The organism is Streptosporangium carneum (genome assembly GCF_027922005.1).
GTDB lineage: Bacteria > Actinomycetota > Actinomycetes > Streptosporangiales > Streptosporangiaceae > Streptosporangium > Streptosporangium carneum.
Genome location: NZ_BSEV01000003.1, coordinates 418,815 through 436,920, shown reverse-complemented (window position 1 = coordinate 436,920; position 18,106 = coordinate 418,815). Strand labels below are relative to the sequence as shown.

Below are 18,106 nucleotides of genomic sequence, written 5' to 3'. Positions count from 1 at the left end.
GCCTGAAATATTGTTCGGGACCAAACACTCGTTGTTCCGGGGCTCTCGCGGGCCCGCCGGGCATTCGGCTCCCTCATTCCGGAGACACCTGCCCGCGTGCCCGGCCGACGCGTCCCGCGCGAGGTGTCCCCTCGGCTCGCCTGTGCTCTCCGTGCCCGGTTCGCCGGGCGTCGCGCCCGTGCGGCACGCCACGGGCGGACCGGTCGCGGCGCGGAGTTCCTCGCGCGATCCCGGCGAATGTGATCGTAGGGTGAAGGCAAAACAGTGAGGGAGCGCCGCACCGAGATGACGGGACACCACACTCTGCGCAGCACCGAGGAGGCCGTCGGCGACCGGCTCGGCGGTCTCAACCTCGACTTCGAGGCGATGTGGGCGGTGTCCAACATTTACCGGGCGTCGGCGGCGATCCGCAACCATCTCGAACAGACCGTGCTCCGCGACACCGGTCTCACCTGGACCGGCTTCGTCGTCATGTGGGTCGTGTGGATCTGGGGAGAGAGCGAGACCCGGCACGTCGCCGAGGAGGCGGGGATCGCCAAGGGCACCCTCACCGGCGTCCTCAAGACCCTGGAGTCCTACCGGTACGTCCAGCGGATGCCCAACCCCGCCGACAGGCGTCGCGTGATGGTGACCCTGACCCTGTCCGGCGAGCGCCTGATGCGGACGCTCTTCCCCCAGTTCAACCAGGAGGAGGCCTTCGTCGTCAGGGAGCTCGACAGCGAGCGACGCCGCGATCTCGCCTCCAGCCTGCGCCTGGTCGTCCAGCACCTGGAGCGCGCCGAGCGAGCCTGACCCCCGGCCGCGGGCCTCCCGCTCCGGAAAACCGCCCGACCCGGCCGAGGGCGCTCGCTCCGGTCTCCGGGCCGCGAACCCCGTGCTCCGGGTCTCCCGTGCCGCGCCCGTCGGCCCCGCCCGGCCAGGACGCATCTGGCCGGGCGGGGCCGTACCCGGTCCTGACCTCCTTCAGGCGTCAGGACCGGGCGTCCACGGGCGCCCCGGCGAGGCGGCGCGGGGCAGGGGGGCGGGGGCGCGGGGTGGCTGGACCCCGCGCCGCCTCACCCGGCCTGGGCGGCCGTCTCCCCGAGGTAGGCCGCGTGCAGCTTGCCCGGAGTCGAGCGCAGCTCCTCGGCGGACCCCGAATAGGTCAGCGCGCCGCTCGCGAGCACGTGCGCGGTGTCCGCGATCTTCAGGGCCAGGGTCGCGAACTGCTCGACGAGCAGCACCGCCACCCCGGACTTCGCCAGGTCCCGCACCACGGGCAGCAGCCGCTGGACGATCACCGGCGCGAGGCCGAGCGACATCTCGTCGATCAGCAACGCCGTCGGCCTGCTCGCCAGCGCCCTGGCGAGCACGAGCATCTGCTGTTCTCCTCCCGACAGCAGCGAGGCGGCGACGTCGAGCCTCTTGTGCAGCTCGGGGAACAGCTCGAGGGCCTGGTCGATCACGCCGGGGCCGCGCCGCACCACGAGGATGTTCTCCGCGACCGTCAGGTCGGGGAAGACCGTGCGGCCCTGCTCGACGTGGGCGACTCCCGCCCTGGCACGGGCGACCCGGTCGAGGCCCGTCAGGTTCGTGCCGTTGAGCGAGACGGTTCCGCTCGTGACCGGGATCACCCCCGAGATCGACTCCAGGAGCGTGGTCTTGCCCGCGCCGTTCGGCCCGAGCAGCGCGGTCACCTCGCCGGCGGGCGCGGTGAGCGAGACCCCCCGGACGACCGGGGCGCCGCCGCGCGCGACGGTCACGTCCTGAAGCACCAGTTGGGACGTCATGCCAGCGCCACCTCGTCTCCCAGATACGCGCGGGCGACCTCCGGCCTGGCCAGCGTCGTCGCCGGCGGCCCCGCCGCGATCACCTGGCCGAAGTCCAGCACCACGACCTCGGCGCAGGCGCGCCGCACCATTTCCAGATCGTGTTCGATCAGCAGGACCGAGGTCCCGAAGCGGCCGGGCACCTCGGTCAGGCGTTCGGCGAGCTCCATGGACTCGGCGTGGGCGAGACCCGCGGCGGGCTCGTCCAGGATGATCACCTTGGGGCGCGACAGCAGCGCGCCCGCCACCTCCAGCAGCCGCCTGCTGCCCACGTCGAGCTCGCTGACGTGCCGCTCCAGCGTGCCCAGGTTCAGGAAGTCTGCCATCTCCTCCAACTCGGCCGCGCTCACCCTGCGGTGCGCGGAGAAGCGCAGGAACCCGGCGACGGTGAGACCCGGAGGAACGCGGTCCTGCTGGAAGGTGCGGCGCAGGCCCGCCGCCGCCCTGCGGTGGACGGGCAGGCCGTCCAGCTTGCGTCCGTCGAGCGTGACCGAGCCGGTCGCGCCGGGGATGAAACCGGTCACCGCGTCGGTGAACGTCGACTTGCCCGCGCCGTTGGGCCCGATCAGCCCCATCACGGTCCGCTCGGGGACGACCAGGTCGACCTCGGCGAGCGCGGTGATCCGCCCGTAGGCGACGGACAGTCCCTCGACCACCAGGACGGGCCGCTCTCCCTTCACGGGCGTCACGGCGGGGCCCGGCTCGTCCGTGCGCCGCGGGGCCTGGGCGGGAACGGCCCTGCGGCGGCGGAACCGGCGCACCAGGTCCTCGCTCATGCTGAGCCCGGTCGTCAGGGTCTGCACGGCGCCCACGGCGAACACCAGGCTGCCCCAGTCCTGCGGGATGCCGAGGCCCCGGAAGATCTCCGGGACGAACACCATCAGGACGCCTCCGGCGATCGCCCCGCCCGCGTACTCGCTGCCCGCCATCACGGCCACGACCAGCAGGATGAGGGAGTCGATGGTGTCGAAGTTCTGCGCGGTCACCACGCCGATCTGGCCGGACAGGACGCCTCCCGCCAGGCCGCCGAAGAAGGCGCTCAGCGCGAACGCCGCCAGCTTGGCGCGCGGCACGCTCATGCCCGCCGCGGCCGTGGCGCGCTCGGAGAAACGCAGCGCCCGCCAGGCCGTGCCGTACCGGGTGCGGCCGAGCAGCCGCATCGCGACCGCTCCGGCCACGAAGACCAGGGCGGCGAACACGAAGTAGGCGGTGTCGCCGGCGATCAGCGAGGGCCTGAGCACCGGCTGGAAGGTGGTCGCGCCGGGGAAGCCGGCGGCCGCGATGATCACGTCGGCCGCGGCGGCGAACCCCAGGGTGACCACCGCCAGGTGCACGCCCCGCAGCCGCAGCGCGGGCAGCCCGAGGAGGACGCCGAGCGGAACGGCGGCGAGGCCGCCGACCAGCACCCAGACGATGAGGCCGCCGGGCGCGCCCAGGACGTTCAGCTCGCAGACGACCCAGGCGCCCAGCGCCATGAACGACATCTGGCACAGCGAGATCATCCCCGCCCGTCCCGTGACGACGCCGAGCCCGCTCAGCGAGATCGCCGCCACCAGGGCCGAGGTCCCCAGGAAGAGCCAGTACTGCGGTACGACCGCGGCCAGCACGGCGATCACGGCGAGCGCGCCGACGAGCTGTGCCGCGGGTCCGGTCGCCTCAACGCGCCGCATCCCACACCTCCCCACGCTGGGACCAGAGCAGGATCGCGAGGATCGCCACGAAGGGGACCACGTCGCGGAACTCCTGCAACTGACTGACATGCGCGAGCGCCCCCTGCAGGGCGCCGAGCGCGAGCCCGCCGACGGCGGTGCCGATCAGGCTCCTGAACCCTCCCACCAGTGCCGCGGCGCAGGCCGGGATCACCATGAGGCCGAGGGAGAGCTGGTCGCTGTTCTGCTGCGGGGCCACGACCAGCAGCACGGCGGTGGCCAGCAGGCCGGTCACGGCCCACAGCCCGACGCCCAGGCGGCGGCTCGGAATGCCCATCAGCTCGGCCGTGGTCGGCCGCTGCGACAACGCGCGCAGCCGCAGTCCGACCGCGGTCCTGGCCAGGAACACCGAGACGCCCGCGGTGATGAGCACCGCCGCGGCCACGCAGACCGCGGCCGCCTGGGTGATGGTGACACCGCCGACCGTCGTCAGCGGGCCGCTCAGGACGCCGGGAATCTGGCGGGGGTCGGTGCCGAAGGCGAGGTACTCGGCGGCGAGCAGGCCTACGAGGTAGGCGATGGCGATCGCGGAGCGCTGGTCGGTCCCGGCCTCGGCGAACCAGCGGCCCATCATGTAGCCCAGCGCGGCGGCGACCAGCGCCGAACCGGCGAGGCCGACCAGGACCGCCAGCGCGTACGGCATGCCGCCGTCGGCCAGGACCGACATCGTGTAGACGCCGACGACGCCGATCGCCGCCTGGGCGAGGTTGACCACCCGGCCCAGGCGATACATCAGAGTCAGGCACAGACCGAGGACGGCGTAGGCGCCGCCCGCGGTCAGGCCTGCGATGGCGCCCTCAAGCATTGGGCAGCCGGATCCAGTCCGGGGTCATGACCTTCCAGGAGCCGTTGTCCGGCTGGACGAACTTGGCCGCCCTGTTGGAGGCGTGCGCCTGCTCGGGGCCGAAGGTGTACGGCGTGCCCACCATGCCCGACTCGATGGGCTGGAGCGCCTTCAGCGCCGCGGTCACCGACTCGCGGGTGATGTCGCCCTTGATGCCCTTGAGCACGGTCACCAGGTTCGTCGCGGCCTGGTATCCGCCCTGGGCGAAGGAGGTGAGCGGCACCTTGCTCTGGGTCATGAGCTCCCGCCAGTCCTTCGTCGCGGTCGACGAGGCGTCCGAGTAGGGCTCGAACTCGGACAGGGCCACGACGTCCTTGCCCGCGTCGCCGAAGGCCTTGACCGCGGCGTCGGTGTACGTCGAGGTGAGCACCAGCCACTTGATGCCGGTGATGCCCTGCGCCTGGGCGGCCTTCACCCAGCCGACGGACATGGGCTCGGTGCCGTTGAAGACGACGCCCTTACAGCCGGCGTCACGCGCCCGCAGGATGTAGGGGGTGTAGTCGGTGGTGTTGCCCGACAGGCTCCGGTCGTTGATGAGGAGCTGCTTGCCGGTGATCTTCGACCACTGGTCGACGGCGCCCTTGTAGGCCTCGGACGTGCCGCCGAGGATGACGAAGAAGCCGCACAGCTTGTCTATCTTCAGCACCTCGGAGGCGTGGTAGAGGCTGACGGTCGTACCGAGGAAGGGGCCGGTGTTCACCGGGGAGATGGCGGGGGAGGTGAAGCAGCCGGGGTCGATGCCGGTGCCGGAGATCGAGGAGATCCCCGACTGGCTGTAGAAGGCCCCGTTGACCTGGCAGTCCAGCAGGCTGGCGCCGCCGGCGAGCGCGACGGCGCCCTTGTTCTGGATGAGGTCCCGGGAGACCTGGGCGGCGGTGCTGGGGTCGCCCTTGTCGTCCACGCTGACGTAGGAGATCTTGCGGCCGTTGATCCCTCCCGCGGCGTTGACGCGGTCGAAGACGGCCTTGGCCGCCTGGGACGCCTCAGGGAAGGCGGCGGGACCGCTCAGAGAGCTGATCGCCCCCACGACGATGGGGTCGGCCGACGTGGCGCCGCCGCCGGAGCCCTTGGTCTCGCCCGACCCGCATGCGGTGACGCTGACGGCGAGAAGCGCGACCGCTCCCGCCGCGAGGCCCTTGGAGATCTTTCTCATGGGACGGTGCCTTTCATGAGGTTGGGGGGCTGACGATCAACGGTGGCGAGGGAGTCGGACACCTGGGATCGTCAAGGTGGTGGGCACGTCGCAGCACCCGGCTGGTTCGCCCGGATCGGGGTCTGGTCGCGGGCGAAGGCGCAGGTCACCGTCGCCCGTCGCATGCCCTCCACGAGCCAGGGCAGGATCGGCCGCCGATGCCGTGGTGCCGGGCACCAGGAGATCCGGGGTGGTACGCATCGAGGACTCCTACAGCGAGGCATGCTCAATGTTTGGTCCCAAAACATATGGCGCTCACCCCCCGTGAACAAGTCACATCAATGTAAAGAGTGATGATTTATTTTGGTCCCGTACGATCTTTCGGGGACGGCGGGACCGTGGAGCCACCTTTTCGATCTTCGGGTTCCCCGTGGGGGTGGACGGGGCTGAGCGGCGGTTCCTGTGACCTGGCGGAGTCCGGTCGGCGTCGCGGGCGCGCGGGGCGCGTGGGGATGCGCCGCGCGGATCGCTTCGGCGTCGGCCTGTTGCGATTTGGTCTCGACGGCGGCGAAGGCCTGTCCCGGCGGCGGGGGATCGGTGCCGGAGGCGGTGGAGCCGGGGCTGGATCCGGTCCTGAACCTGGTGAAGGCCCCCGCTCTCGCGCGGGGGCCTTGCGGGGGCGCCGGTCGTCGGCGTCGGCGACGTCCGCCGTGAAGATGGCCGTCGGTGGTGGCCGTCAGTGGCCTGTGTGGTGACCGGTGTGCGCGTGATGGTCGGTGTGCGCGTGGTGGTCGGGCGCGTGGCCTTCCCCGTGTCCGCCGTGGTCCGTGTGCCGCATCGAGTCGGTCATCGCCGCCTCCTTGGTCATCGGTCCGTCGCCGACACGTTCCACGCTATACCCCTGAGGGGTATAGGCAAAGGGGTGTCCGGAAATCGGGATTTCTACTACGCGTGATCGGCGCGCGCGGCGCGGACGGCGGCGGTCTCCAGAGGGGCTGGGTTCGGCCTGGCCGGTTGTCTACGACGCCGGGTAGCATCAAACGAGCCGCAGGTAGATGGGAGTCTGACGGGATGCGTGGTCTGGGAGACCTGGAATCCGCGATCATGGAGCGCCTGTGGTCGTACCGCAGGCCCGCGTCGGTCAGGGACGTGCTCGAGGACCTCCGCCGTGAGCGGGAGATCGCCTACACCACCGTCATGACCGTGATGGACAAGCTGCACACCAAGGGCCTGCTCCGCAGGAAGGCGGTCGGCAGGGCGTACGTCTACGAGACGGTCGCCAGCAAGGAGGCCTACACCGCCGAGCTCATGCGCAGCACCCTCGCCTCGGGCGGCAACCAGGCGGCCACCCTGGTGCACTTCCTGGAGCGGCTGACCCCCGAGGAGTCCACGGCGCTCGAGGCGGCGCTCAAGGTATACCCCCCGGGGGGACGCGCGTGACGGCCGCCGCCGTCCTGGTCCTGTACGCCGCCGTCGCGACGACGGCGCCGCGCGGGCCGGGCGGGGGCGCGGGCCGGTCCCGATGGGCCGAGCGCGCCCCCCGCCTGGCGATCGCCGTGTGGCTGGCCGCATGCGCCTCCGTCGTCGCCTCCACCCTTCTCGCCGCGTTCGCCGTCGCGGTCCCCGCCCCCGTGGTCGGACACCGGCTGGCCGAGTTCTTCGAGGTGTGCGCGATGCTGCTGTCCGGCTGGCGGGCTCCCTCGTCGCCGGGCGCGTGGGCGGCCCTGTCGTTCGCCGGGCTGGTCGTGGCCAGGGTCGTCTGGTGCGGGGCGGCCGTGCTGGTCGAGGCGGGCAGGGAGCGACGGCGTCACAAGGAGATGCTCGACATCCTGGGCCGTCACGACGGCGAGCTGGGCGCCGTCGTGCTCGACCACGGGGAGGCGGTCGCCTACTGCGTGCCGGGGCGGCGCGGCAGGGCGGTCATCACCACCGGCGCGCTCCGCTCGCTGGCCCCGGAGCAGGTGGCCGCGGTGCTCGCCCACGAGCGCGCCCACCTGCGGGGCCGCCACCATCTCGCGCTGGCCGCCGCGGAGGCCCTCTCCAGGGCGTTCTTCCGCCTGCCGCTCTTCGCCAGGGCGAGGAGCGAGATCGCGCGCCTGGTCGAGCTCCTCGCCGACGACGTCGCCGCCCGCGGGCACTCGCGCGCCCACATCGCCGCCGCCCTCGTGCGGCTCGCCACCGGGCCCGCGCCCGCCTCGGCGCTGGGCGCGGGCGGTGAGACGGCGCTCATCCGGGTCAGGCGCATGCTCGGCCCGGCCCACCCGCTCGGGCGCGGGGAACGCCTCGCCGGTCTGGCCGCCCTGGGAGCCCTCCTGGCGGGCCCCGCGGCCGTGGTCGCGGTTCCGGGCGTGAGCTCGTTCCTCGCCCACCACTGCCACACGATCTCGATCTTCTGACGGGCCGTCGGCGTCCTCGCCCCGCCCTCGCCGGGCCGCGGGCGGCCGTCGCGCGGGTACGGCGGGCGACGGCCACGCGCCTTCCGCGGCGCGGCCGGCCGCCCCTCGCACCGACGGGGAGCGGCCGGTCGTCTGCCGCACCGGTGGAGGGCGGCCGGCGGTCTGTCGCGCGGGTAGGGCGAGGGGCGCCTCGGGCGGGCGCCTCAGGACTGGCCGAGCATCTGCCGCATCTGCTCGATCTCGGCTCGCTGCGCGCTCTCGATGGCCCTGGCCAGCTGCTTGGCCTGGGGGTCTGCGCCCTTCGCGAGCTCCGTCTCGGCCATCTCGACGGCCCCCCGGTGATGGGCGATCATCAGCTCCAGGAACATCCGGTCGAACGCCGCGCCCTTCGCCTTCTCGAGCTTGGCCATCTCCTCCTCGCTCATCATCCCGGACATGTCATGCCCGCCGTGGCCTCCCTCGGGCGTGGCGGGTCTGCCCCACGCCGTCAGCCAGCCGGTCATGGTGGCGATCTCCGGATCCTGGGCGGCCTTGATCCGCGCGGCGAGCTTCCTCACCCGTGGATCCGAGGCCCGGCTCTCGGCGAGCTCGGCCATCTCCACGGCCTGCCGGTGGTGCGGGATCATCATCTGCGCGAACTCGACGTCCGCGCCGTTGAAGGGCGCGGAGGGGCGCTCGCTCGCGGCGGGAGGCTCGCTGGGCGCCCCGGTCGCGCCGGTGAGCGCGGACGTCGAGCCCTCGGTCCCCGCGCACCCGGTGAGCAGCGCGAGCGCGCCCGCCGCGGCGGTGACCGCCAGAGCGAGCCCGCGGGTGGTGGATTCGTTGCTGAACATGGCTGTTCGATCTCTTCTTCGGTTCGTGGTGTCTGCTTGCCGGCCGTTCGCGGGCGGGTCTCGGAGACCGTCCGCCGAATCGGACGGTCTATATGCGCAGAACCGAGAGGCAGGCCAGGCGTGAAGCCGTCCTCCTGGGAGGGGGGCGGGTGACGCGCGACGCCGGGGCGGCGATCGTCGCCGAGGCGTGCGGTGGGCGCCGCCGTACGAGGGCCGACGCGACGGCCGTCAGCGGAATGAGGAACCCGGTCAGCACGGCCAGGCAGACCGATGCCGGATCGAGATCGGGAAGCCCGCCTCCCACGCCCGGGACCCGGGCGGTCGCGACGGTCGTGTCCCGGTCCTCCGGCCGCCCGCCTCCCGTGCCCGGGGCCCGGGTGGAGACCGGATCCGCGCCCGTGGGGCTCGCGCCCGTGGCGGCCGGGCCGGCGGAGACCGGATCCGCGCCCGTCGAGGCCGCGGGGGCACCCTTGTGCGCCGACCCGTGGCGGGCGTGCCCCAGGGTGTGCATTCCGGCGATTCCCAGGGCGAGCACGACGAGCAGGAGGCAGTGGGACGCCCGGGGGAGGCGTCTGCGCATCCAGCCGTCCATCGTCTCCCGTCCTCTGCGCTCCGGGTTCCCGGATGCGAACACCCTACGACCTACAGTAGTAGAAAGAGGCGAGTGGGGTGTGTCGAGGGCGGACGTTCAGATGTGGCCGACCGTCAGATGCTGATCTGCGGTGATTGGTGCACTCTGCCCGGCAGGGCAGGGTGTCTCCCCTTCCTCCACGGACGGCGAGGATAACTCCACTTGGGCAGGCAACGATCCTTTTTAGGAGAGCGAGCCGACCTGGGGGCGACGATCTGCCGGGAAAGTCGTTTACTTAAGCGGGTATTGCCCGATTTGGCATGGTCCCCGTGTTCAGTGCACCATCTCCTACTATCGTCCATCGGACGGGAGGCGTAACCGTCCCGGTCGGTCGGCGTCCCATGCCCTCGGGAGAGATCGCAAGAGCCTCTCCCCTCGGCGAAAGGTCGGCGAGAAGGAGAGACGTGGCGGCTCTGTCCCGCGATGACCGTCGGCGGGGCGTGCTCCGCATGCTGACCGCGTCGATCACGGCCGTGGTGATGTGCGTCGGTGTGGCGTCCGCCGGCCACACCGCGCCGAAGCCGACCGCCAAGCAGCTCCGCAAGGAGCTGGCGCAGCTCCAGAAGCAGTCCGAGACCATGATCGCCGAGTACTACAAGGGGCGGGTCGCCCTGCAGAAGGCGGAGAAGGTCGAGAAGGTCTCCCGGGACAACCTGCGACGGGCCCAGCAGGACTTCGAGCAGGCCTCTCGGGAGATCCGTCTGCTGGCGGCCCAGCGATACCGAAGCGGCGGCCTCGGGACGCTTCCCGCGCTGATGGGCGGCACGGACCCGGCGACCATGCTGAACCACATGGCCCTCACCGAGCAGATCGTGAACGAGCAGGACGCCAGGCTCCAGGGGTTCGCGGAGGTCCGCGACGCCTTCCGCGACGCGCGGAGCGCGGCGCAGGAACGCGCCGCCGAGCTCCGCGCGTCGCTGGAGAAGCTGGACGCCCAGAAGAAGCGGACCACGGCGCTGATCGCCAGGATCAAGGACAGGATCGACCGGATCTACCCGACTCCCGGGCTCAGGAGGGCGGACGGGACGTGGGTCCCCCAGCTGCCCGGCGGCCCCGACAACATCACGCCCAGGACGCGCCTGGTCAGGCAGCTGATCGCGCAACGCTTCGGCCCGCACTTCGGCATCGGTTGCTACCGTGTCGACGGGGGCATCGCGGGCGGCGGAGAGCACCCGCTGGGCCGCGCCTGCGACTTCATGCTCAGCCAGGGAGGGAGCATGCCCTCGGCGGCCGAGACGGCCAGGGGAGACGAGATCGCGGCCTGGGCGATCAAGAACGCCCAGCGCCTCGGCATCATGTACATCATCTACCGCCAGCGCATCTGGCACGTCCGCAGCGGTTCGTGGCGGATGATGTCCAACCGCGGCGGCGTCACCGCCAACCACTACGACCACGTCCACATCTCGATGTACTAGCGGGGCCTGGTCATGGGGAGATCAGCCCGGCGAGTCGTCCGGCGACGGGCTCCGGGGGAGCGACGGTCGGATCTCTCCGGAATCGGATCTCTCCGGAAACGGAAGAGGAGCTCTGAGGACCGTCACCGACGGGGACGGGTGAGCGCCATGTCCCGGGTCGCGCCGCGGCGCCGAGGGAACCGGCGGCGCGACCCGTCCGCGTGATCAGACGCGGTGGACCCGCACACCCACCCGGGCGCCGTCGGCCACGGCGCCGACCAGGGTGGGGGCGGCGACCTCGGCGTAGATCACCGATGTCGCCAGCACCTCACCGGCGACGAGCCTCTCGTGCGCGCGCACCGCGTCGAGCACCGCGTCCGGAGCGTCCAGGGTCAGCTCGATCCGCTCCGACAGCTCGAAGCCCGCGTCACGGCGCGCCTGCTGCACGAGCCGGACGACGTCCTTCGCGAGCCCCTCGGCCATGAGCTCGGGCGTCGCCGCCGTGTCCAGCACCACCAGTCCGGTGTTCCCCGGCAACGCGATGGTCTCGTCCGGATCGGTGGCGACCAGCCGCTCGGTGAACTCGCCGGGCAGCAACTCGATCCCCGCCGCCGTCACCCCGCCGTCGGCGCCGCGGCTGTACTCTCCCGCCTTGACCGCGCGGATCGCCTTCTGGGTGTCGGGGCCCAGACGGGGGCCGCAGGCCGCCGGGTTGACCACGAGGTCGAAGCGGCCGTGGGCGGTCACGTCGGTGGTCAGCTCGATCTTCTTGACGTTCACCTCGTCACGCAGGATGTCGGAGAACGGCTCCAGGGAGGCGGCGTCCGGCGCCGCCACGGTGAGCCTGGCAAGCGGCAGCCGGACTCGGAGGCCACGTGCCTTTCGCAGGGAAAGCGCCGCCGACGCCACCTGGCGGATCCGGTCCATCGTGGCCACCAGATCGGGATCGTCGGGCAGTCCGTCGGAGGAGGGCCAGTTCGTCAGGTGCACCGAACGCCCGCCGGTGAGCCCCTGCCAGATGTGCTCCATCGTGAGGGGCAGCAGCGGTGCCGCGACCCGAGTGGTGACCTCCAGCACGGTGTGGAGGGTGTCGACGGCGTCGACGTCGCCCTCCCAGAACCGCCTCCGGGAACGCCGGACATACCAGTTGGTGAGGACCTCGGCGTGGTCTCGGATCCGCTCGCACGCGCCCGCGAGGTCGAGGGCGTCCATCGCCGCCGTGACCTCGTCGACGAGCGAAGCCGTCCGGGCCAGCATGTAGCGGTCCAGGACGTGTTGGCTGTCGGTCCGCCGCACTCCGCGCCGCCCGGCCCCTTCCGCGTAGAGCGACAGGAAGTACCAGGTGTTCCACAGCGGCAGGATCGCCTGCCGCACCCCCTCCTTGATGCCCTGTTCGGTGACGACCAGGTTTCCGCCGCGCAGAACCGAGGACACGAAGAGGAACCAGCGCATGGCGTCGGAGCCGTCGCGTTCGAACACCTCGTTGACGTCGGGATAGTTACGCAGCGACTTCGACATCTTCTGTCCGTCGTCCCCCAGGACGATGCCGTGGACAAGGGCCGAGGAGAACGCCGGGCGGTCGAACAACGCCGTGGCGAGCACGTGCAGCGTGTAGAACCAGCCGCGGGTCTGCCCGTTGTACTCGACGATGAAGTCACCCGGGTGGTGATGGTCGAACCATTCGGTGTTCTCGAACGGATAGTGCACCTGCGCGAAAGGCATCGAACCGGACTCGAACCAGCAGTCCAGCACTTCCGGCACTCGGCGCATCGTCGACTGACCGGTGGGGTCGTCCGGATTCGGCCGGGTGAGTTCGTCGATGTACGGGCGGTGCAGGTTGGTGGGGCGCACGCCGAAGTCGCGCTCCAGCTCGTCGAGCGAGCCGTAGACGTCGGTACGGGGGTAACGCGGATCGTCGGAGACCCAGACGGGGATCGGCGAGCCCCAGTAGCGGTTGCGTGAGATGTTCCAGTCTCGCGCGCCCTCCAGCCACTTGCCGAACTGACCGTCCCGGATGTTGCCCGGAACCCAGGCGATGCCCTGGTTCAGCTCGACCATCCGGTCCCGGAACGCGGTGACCCGCACGAACCAGGAGTCGACGGCGCGCTGCATGAGCGGGCTTCCGCAGCGCCAGCAGTGCGGATAGGGATGATCGTGGCTCTCGTTCCGGAGAAGGACGCCGGCCGTGTGCGGGGCGCCGTGGCGCAGGTCCCTGATGATGACCCGGTTGGCCTCGAACACCTGCGTTCCGGCATACGGCGGCACCTCGGCGGTGAACCGGCCACGCGCGTCGACCGGAATCACAACCTCGATCCCGGCGGCGTCGGTGGCGGCCTTGTCCTCTTCGCCGAACGCCGGCGCCAGATGAACCAGCCCGGTGCCGTCGTCGACGGTCACGTAGTCGGCGGCCAGCACGCGGTGCGCGTTCTCGTGACCGGCGAAGAAGTCGAAGGGAGGGGTGTAGGTCAGCCCCAGCAGGTCGGTCCCTTTGAGCCGCCGCAGTATCGTCGGGGTTTCGCCCAGCTCGCGGGCGTAGTGCGGCATCCGAGCCTCGGCGATGACGTACCGCTCGCCGCCGTGGTCGGCGTCGGTCTCCAGAAGGACGTAGTCCAGGTCCGGGTGCACCGCCACCGCGAGGTTCGACGGGAGCGTCCACGGAGTGGTCGTCCAGACCAGCGCCAGGGCTCCGTGGAGATCGTCTCGTGGTTCGGCCGCGGCGTTCTCCGGATTCTCTCCGGTGTTCGCGGCGGACAGCCGCACTCCGACCGTGACCGCGGGATCCTGCCGGTTGAGGTAGACGTCGTCCATCTTGGTCTCGGTGCTCGACAGCGGGGTCTCGCAGCGCCAGCAATACCAGAGGACTCGGAATCCGGAGTAAACCAGCCCTTTCTCCCAGAGCTGCTTGAACGCCCAGATCACGGACTCCATGAAGGAGAGATCCAGGGTCATGTAGCTGTTGTCGAAGTCCACCCAGCGTGCCTGCCGGGTGACATAGTCACGCCATTCCGACGTATAGCGGAGCACCGAGGAACGGCAGGCCTCGTTGAACTCCCCGATGCCCATCTTCTCGATCTCGGACTTGTGCTTGATTCCGAGCTGCCGTTCGGCCTCGACCTCGGCGGGCAGTCCGTGCGTGTCCCATCCGAATCGACGCTCGACACGCTTGCCGCGCATCGTCTGATAACGCGGAACGGCGTCTTTGACGTATCCGGTCAACAGGTGCCCGTAGTGGGGCAGCCCGTTGGCGAACGGCGGGCCGTCATAGAAGACGTATTCGTTGTCCCCGCGCTCTCCCGTCGGCCGGTTCTCGACCGACGCGGTGAAAGTGCCGTCGGCCTCCCAGAAACCCAGCACCTCGTGCTCGAGCGCGGGGAAGGACGGCTGGGCCGGGACGGGAGGATAGGCGGCTGCGCCGGGCTGGTCGGCCATCGGGGTACTCCTCGTGCTGCGGAATCGAGCTCTGCCTGCACGGGGACGACAGCCCATCGGAGCGAGCGCCGCGGTACCACCCCGCTTGCCGTCCGCAGGCGGACGACCTCTCGTTGGTCGGCTGTGACGGGCCGATCCCGTCCGGTTCTACTCCGGATGCCGTAGAAGGCGCCCATTTCTTCCGGAGGCTCCCCGATGATGGCCGGATCATCGCCTGTACGGCGAGCTTAGCGTAGGGATCGGCAACCGGTTCCGGGAATTCCGCTTCGTCGTCCCGGGCCGGGAATACGGAAAACCGGGTCTCACGACGGCTCCATTGGGAGTTCCGTTCAGCTCGAATGCCGCCGAATGCCGCCGAAGGCCGTCGGGAGCATAATGCGGGCGTGCCGATACCTCGTCAGCGGCTGCACCGCCGCGTCTTCATGGCAGCCGCCCTCTACAACGTCGCCTGGGGCTGTTACGCGGCCGTCGACCCGCAGTGGCTGTTCCGGAGCGCCGGCATGACGCCGCAGAACCACCCGCAGATCTTCATGACCCTCGGCATGGTGCTCGGCCTGTACGGCGTGCTCTACCTGGACGTCGCCCTGCGTCCCGCGGAGGGCTTCGTCGTCGCGGCGGTCGGGCTGGCGGGAAAGCTCCTCGGACCGCTGGGATGGCTGTGGCTCGTCCTCACCGGGCAGTGGCCCCTCGCCTCGGGGGTCATCCTCGTCACCAACGACCTGATCTGGTGGATTCCCTTCGCGCTCTATCTTCGCGACTGCCTGCCGCAGTGGCGTGCGCGCTACGTCCGCGCGCGCCCCGGGTCTGCGCCACCACGAGGGAGGTGAGGACGACGAGCGCGCCCAGGATCTGCGCCGCGGTGAGCTCCTGGCCGAGGAGGAGCCAGCCCAGTGCGGTGGCGACCAGCGGGCTGAGCAGGCCGAGGAAGGCGACGCCGGTGGGGGAGAGCTCTCGGATGCCCCGGAACCAGAGGGTGTAGGCGAGGGCGGATCCGATGATCGTGAGATAGCCGTAACCGGCCACGTTCGCGAGGCTCAGCGTCGCGGGCGGCGGCCCCTCGACGACGAGCGCGACCGGCAGCAGCAGCAGGCCGCCCGCGACGAGCTGCCAGCCGGTGGTCGCGAGCAGGGGAGCGGGCGAGGGCCACCGTTTGCTGAGGACGACCCCGGTGGCCATGACGGCCGCGCCGCCCACCGCGGCGGCGACGCCGAGGGCGTCCAGCCGCGCGTCGGCTCGCAGGACGAGCAGGCTGACGCCCGCCACACCCGCGACCGCGGCGATCGCGACGCGCGGGGACAGGCGCTCGCCGAGCAGACCGGACGCGAGGACGGCGACCAGGAGGGGCTGGATCGCCCCGGCGGTCGCGGCCACCCCGCCGGGCAGCCGGTAGGCGGCGACGAACAGCAGCGCGAAGAACGCCCCGATGTTCAGGACGCCGAGCACCGGCGCGCGCCACCACCACACCCCGTGCGGCAGGCGGCGGGTGAGGAGGAGCAGCAGGAGGCCCGCCGGGAGGGCGCGCACCGTCGCGGCCAGGAGCGTGCGGCCCGGGGGCAGCAGTTCCGTGGTGACGAGATAGGTGGTCCCCCATACGGCGGGCGCCAGCGCGGTCACCGCGAGGATTCCGCTTCGTTTACTTAGCACTAAGGCAATGTATCTCACCGCTAAGGGATTTTGGAGTGAGATATCTCACCACTAAGGAATCGGCTAGGCTGGGGCGATGGCAGATCACGTCGACCGGGTGCTGGAGCAGTGGGCCGCGCAGCGCCCCGATCTGGACGTCTCGCCGATGGCGGTGATCGGCCGCCTGTCGAGGCTCTCGCGGCTGATCGGCGCGGAGCTGCGTCAGACGTTCAGCGCGCACGACCTCGACGCCGCGTCGTTCGACGTCCTGGCCACCCTGCGCCGCAGCGGCCCCCGGCACTCCCTGACGCCCGCCGAGCTGATGCGCGCCTCGATGGTCACCTCGGGGGCCGTCACCCAGCGCCTGGACCGCCTCCAGGCCCGTGGCCTGGTGACGCGCACCCCCAGCGAGACGGACGGCCGCGTGGTGCACGTCGCCCTCACCGATGAGGGCCGCGCGCTCATCGACCGGGCGCTTCCCGACCACGTCGACACCGAGAACCGGCTGCTCGCCGCGCTGACGCCGGCCCGGCGCGACGCTCTCGCCGACGAGCTCAGGAGCCTCCTGGAGTCTCTCGGCGACACCGTGGACTGACCGTGGACTGACCGAGGACTCCGACTCACGCTCGCCGCGCCCGTGCTCTGGACGACGAATCCCCCGGAGACGCGCGACCACCGAGGAACGGGTGAGATCTCACCCGTGTCGGGGAGGTCACGGCGTCGAGCGCGGTCGCGGTGGCGGGAGTGGTGGCGGGAGCGGTCGCGGTGGCGGGAGCGGCCGCGCGTCGCTACGGCCCGCCGAGGGTGAGCGCCACGCCGCTCGCGAGGCCCAGGGCGACCGAGGCCGCGGCCGCGACGCAGGCCACTGCGACCGCGCCCCGCGCGAGGCCCTTCCGCGCCGCGACGCCGCCGGGCGAAGGGACGCCCTCACGCGGGACGGCGACACCCGGTGAGGCGGCGCCCTCACTCGGCACGGCGTCGCCGGGCGGCGCGGCGACGACCGTCTCTCCCGGACGGAACACCGGGACGATCCACCGGAGGTAGTAGAAGACGCTGGCGACGGTGTTCGCCGCCGCGACCACGGCGAGCCACGCGTAGCCGCCGCTCCACGCGGCGGCGAAGGCCGTCAGCTTGCCGAAGAAGACGGCGGTCGGCGGGGTGCCGACCAGTCCGAGCAGGCAGACGGCCAGGGCGCAGGCCAGCCACGGGGAGCGCCCGGCCAGGCCGGTGTGGTCGCGGAGGCGGTCGCCTCCCACGGCGACGACCACCGCGAAGGCCCCCAGGTTCGTCACGGCGTACGCGCCGAGGTAGAACAGCAGCGCGGGCTCGGCGAGGTCTCCGCGACCCGCCACGACGACGGGCAGCAGGAGATACCCGGCCTGGCTGATCGTCGAGTAGGCCAGCAGCCTGCGCACGTTGTCCTGGAAGAACGCGGCGAGGTTGCCGAGCGTCATCGTCGCGACGGACACCAGGGCCAGCAGGAGCCGCCAGTCGGCCGTCGAGGCCGTGAAGAACCCGCCCGCCATGCGGAACAGCGCGGCGAACGCACCGATCTTGGGAACCGTCGTGACGAACGCGGCCACGGCCGCCGGAGCGCCCTCGGTCACGTCCGGGACCCAGAAGTGGCCGGGCACGCCTCCGGCCTTGAACAGCACCCCGGCGAGCAGCGTGACCAGGGCGCAGGCGACCGCCGCCGAGGGGGCGGAGGGGAGCCGCCCGCCGAGCCCTCCGTAGGCGGTCGTCCCGGCCAGGCCGTACAGCAGCGTCACCCCGGTCAGCGTCAGGACGCCGAGGAAGGCGCCCATCAGGTAGTACTTGAGCGCCGCCTCCGTGCCCGCCGAGTCCTCGCCCAGCCCGGCCAGCGCGTAGCCGGGAACGCTCGCCAGCAGGTAGGCGGCGACGAAGACCAGCAGGTCCTCGGCACCCGCCATGACGATCGTGCCCAGGGCGGCCAGCAGCAGCAGGACGTGAACCTCGGCCTCGAGCCGCCGCCCGCCCGCCCCGCCCGACCTCCCACCCGCCGTCCCGCCGGCCGCCAGGACCACCACGACCAGGGTCGCCGCCGCGACCGCGACCCGGGTGACGTGGGTGAGCGGGTCGAGGGCGTAGGAGGCGAAGACCGTCCCGCCGGGCCCGGCCGCCGCGACCGAGGCGGCGGCCAGCCCGCCCGCCAGGCCCAGGGCGCAGATCCACGCCACCGGCCGTCCGCGCCCACGCGGCAGGAACGCGCAGGCCAGAAGCCCCAGGACCGCCCCGCCGAGCAGGAACAGCTCGGGCAGCAGGTCAAGCGGGTCGTCCCGCATGCCG

Annotated in this window: 16 protein-coding genes; 6 read left to right on the top strand and 10 right to left on the bottom strand. The window is 71.7% G+C overall.

The genetic code is table 11. The features are described from left to right. Positions 1-285 precede the first annotated feature (285 nt). The gene (locus tag PKF00_RS11430) at positions 286-792 is read left to right on the top strand and encodes a MarR family winged helix-turn-helix transcriptional regulator (RefSeq protein ID WP_271217408.1); all 507 of its coding nucleotides are present in this window, start codon (positions 286-288) and stop codon (positions 790-792) included. Positions 793-1,055: 263 nt separating this feature from the next. Here the strand turns inward: PKF00_RS11430 and PKF00_RS11425 are convergent, their stop codons facing one another. The 5 genes from PKF00_RS11425 to PKF00_RS11405 all read right to left on the bottom strand — a co-directional run bounded on the left by PKF00_RS11425 (position 1,056) and on the right by PKF00_RS11405 (position 6,385). Beyond that, the gene (locus PKF00_RS11425; protein ID WP_271217407.1) at positions 1,056-1,769 is read right to left on the bottom strand and encodes an ABC transporter ATP-binding protein; all 714 of its coding nucleotides are present in this window, start codon (positions 1,767-1,769) and stop codon (positions 1,056-1,058) included. After that, a complete protein-coding gene (locus PKF00_RS11420) occupies positions 1,766-3,478 on the bottom strand; it encodes a branched-chain amino acid ABC transporter ATP-binding protein/permease (RefSeq protein WP_271217406.1) in 1,713 nt (570 codons plus the stop codon). The genes PKF00_RS11425 and PKF00_RS11420 overlap by 4 nt, the downstream gene beginning before the upstream one ends. Next, positions 3,465-4,322, bottom strand: a complete 858-nt coding sequence (locus PKF00_RS11415; protein ID WP_271217405.1) for a branched-chain amino acid ABC transporter permease — start codon at positions 4,320-4,322, stop codon at positions 3,465-3,467. The genes PKF00_RS11420 and PKF00_RS11415 overlap by 14 nt, the downstream gene beginning before the upstream one ends. Further along, positions 4,315-5,514, bottom strand: a complete 1,200-nt coding sequence (locus tag PKF00_RS11410; RefSeq protein ID WP_271217404.1) for an ABC transporter substrate-binding protein — start codon at positions 5,512-5,514, stop codon at positions 4,315-4,317. The genes PKF00_RS11415 and PKF00_RS11410 overlap by 8 nt, the downstream gene beginning before the upstream one ends. 715 nt (positions 5,515-6,229) lie before the next feature. After that, entirely contained in the window at positions 6,230-6,385 is a 156-nt protein-coding gene (locus PKF00_RS11405; RefSeq protein ID WP_271217403.1) for a hypothetical protein, read from the bottom strand. A gap of 179 nt (positions 6,386-6,564) precedes the next feature. Between PKF00_RS11405 and PKF00_RS11400 the strand changes: the two genes are divergently transcribed. Together PKF00_RS11400 and PKF00_RS11395 are read left to right on the top strand one after the other, a co-directional pair. Beyond that, on the top strand, positions 6,565-6,933 hold the full coding sequence (locus PKF00_RS11400; RefSeq protein WP_271217402.1) for a BlaI/MecI/CopY family transcriptional regulator: 369 nt from the start codon (positions 6,565-6,567) through the stop codon (positions 6,931-6,933). Next, complete coding sequence (locus PKF00_RS11395; RefSeq protein WP_271217401.1) at positions 6,930-7,889, top strand: M56 family metallopeptidase; 960 nt, start codon at positions 6,930-6,932, stop codon at positions 7,887-7,889. The genes PKF00_RS11400 and PKF00_RS11395 overlap by 4 nt, the downstream gene beginning before the upstream one ends. Before the next feature lie 203 nt (positions 7,890-8,092). On the opposite strand, the gene PKF00_RS11390 is transcribed toward PKF00_RS11395, so the two are convergent. Together PKF00_RS11390 and PKF00_RS11385 are read right to left on the bottom strand one after the other, a co-directional pair. Next, on the bottom strand, positions 8,093-8,722 hold the full coding sequence (locus tag PKF00_RS11390; RefSeq protein ID WP_271217400.1) for a DUF305 domain-containing protein: 630 nt from the start codon (positions 8,720-8,722) through the stop codon (positions 8,093-8,095). Positions 8,723-8,810: 88 nt separating this feature from the next. Continuing rightward, entirely contained in the window at positions 8,811-9,356 is a 546-nt protein-coding gene (locus tag PKF00_RS11385) for a hypothetical protein (protein WP_271217399.1), read from the bottom strand. Positions 9,357-9,757: 401 nt separating this feature from the next. On the opposite strand from PKF00_RS11385, the gene PKF00_RS11380 reads away from it, so the two are divergent. After that, on the top strand, positions 9,758-10,768 hold the full coding sequence (locus PKF00_RS11380; RefSeq protein ID WP_271217398.1) for a coiled-coil domain-containing protein: 1,011 nt from the start codon (positions 9,758-9,760) through the stop codon (positions 10,766-10,768). 204 nt (positions 10,769-10,972) lie between these two features. Here PKF00_RS11380 and ileS read toward each other — a convergent pair whose 3' ends face one another. After that, on the bottom strand, positions 10,973-14,176 hold the full coding sequence (gene ileS / locus PKF00_RS11375) for an isoleucine--tRNA ligase (RefSeq protein WP_271217397.1): 3,204 nt from the start codon (positions 14,174-14,176) through the stop codon (positions 10,973-10,975). Between the two features lie 383 nt (positions 14,177-14,559). Here ileS and PKF00_RS11370 point away from each other — a divergent pair, with 383 nt between their 5' ends. Continuing rightward, complete coding sequence (locus PKF00_RS11370) at positions 14,560-15,003, top strand: hypothetical protein (RefSeq protein WP_271217396.1); 444 nt, start codon at positions 14,560-14,562, stop codon at positions 15,001-15,003. Here the strand turns inward: PKF00_RS11370 and PKF00_RS11365 are convergent. Beyond that, positions 14,885-15,820 carry an EamA family transporter gene (locus tag PKF00_RS11365; RefSeq protein WP_271217395.1) on the bottom strand — a complete coding sequence of 312 codons (936 nt, stop codon included), beginning with the start codon at positions 15,818-15,820 and terminating at the stop codon, positions 14,885-14,887. The genes PKF00_RS11370 and PKF00_RS11365 overlap by 119 nt on opposite strands. A 76-nt stretch (positions 15,821-15,896) precedes the next feature. Between PKF00_RS11365 and PKF00_RS11360 the strand changes: the two genes are divergently transcribed. Continuing rightward, positions 15,897-16,394, top strand: a complete 498-nt coding sequence (locus PKF00_RS11360) for a MarR family winged helix-turn-helix transcriptional regulator (protein ID WP_271217394.1) — start codon at positions 15,897-15,899, stop codon at positions 16,392-16,394. Positions 16,395-16,587: 193 nt separating this feature from the next. On the opposite strand, the gene PKF00_RS11355 is transcribed toward PKF00_RS11360, so the two are convergent. Next, positions 16,588-18,102 carry an NADH-quinone oxidoreductase subunit N gene (locus PKF00_RS11355; protein WP_271217439.1) on the bottom strand — a complete coding sequence of 505 codons (1,515 nt, stop codon included), beginning with the start codon at positions 18,100-18,102 and terminating at the stop codon, positions 16,588-16,590. Positions 18,103-18,106: the final 4 nt, after the last annotated feature.

Coding starts and splice junctions, on each gene's coding strand:
- PKF00_RS11430 (WP_271217408.1), top strand. CDS start 286: ATGACGGGACACCACACTCTGCGCAGCACCGAGGAGGCCGTCGGCGAC.
- PKF00_RS11425 (WP_271217407.1), bottom strand. CDS start 1,769: ATGACGTCCCAACTGGTGCTTCAGGACGTGACCGTCGCGCGCGGCGGC.
- PKF00_RS11420 (WP_271217406.1), bottom strand. CDS start 3,478: ATGCGGCGCGTTGAGGCGACCGGACCCGCGGCACAGCTCGTCGGCGCG.
- PKF00_RS11415 (WP_271217405.1), bottom strand. CDS start 4,322: ATGCTTGAGGGCGCCATCGCAGGCCTGACCGCGGGCGGCGCCTACGCC.
- PKF00_RS11410 (WP_271217404.1), bottom strand. CDS start 5,514: ATGAGAAAGATCTCCAAGGGCCTCGCGGCGGGAGCGGTCGCGCTTCTC.
- PKF00_RS11400 (WP_271217402.1), top strand. CDS start 6,565: ATGCGTGGTCTGGGAGACCTGGAATCCGCGATCATGGAGCGCCTGTGG.
- PKF00_RS11390 (WP_271217400.1), bottom strand. CDS start 8,722: ATGTTCAGCAACGAATCCACCACCCGCGGGCTCGCTCTGGCGGTCACC.
- ileS (WP_271217397.1), bottom strand. CDS start 14,176: ATGGCCGACCAGCCCGGCGCAGCCGCCTATCCTCCCGTCCCGGCCCAG.
- PKF00_RS11360 (WP_271217394.1), top strand. CDS start 15,897: ATGGCAGATCACGTCGACCGGGTGCTGGAGCAGTGGGCCGCGCAGCGC.
- PKF00_RS11355 (WP_271217439.1), bottom strand. CDS start 18,102: ATGCGGGACGACCCGCTTGACCTGCTGCCCGAGCTGTTCCTGCTCGGC.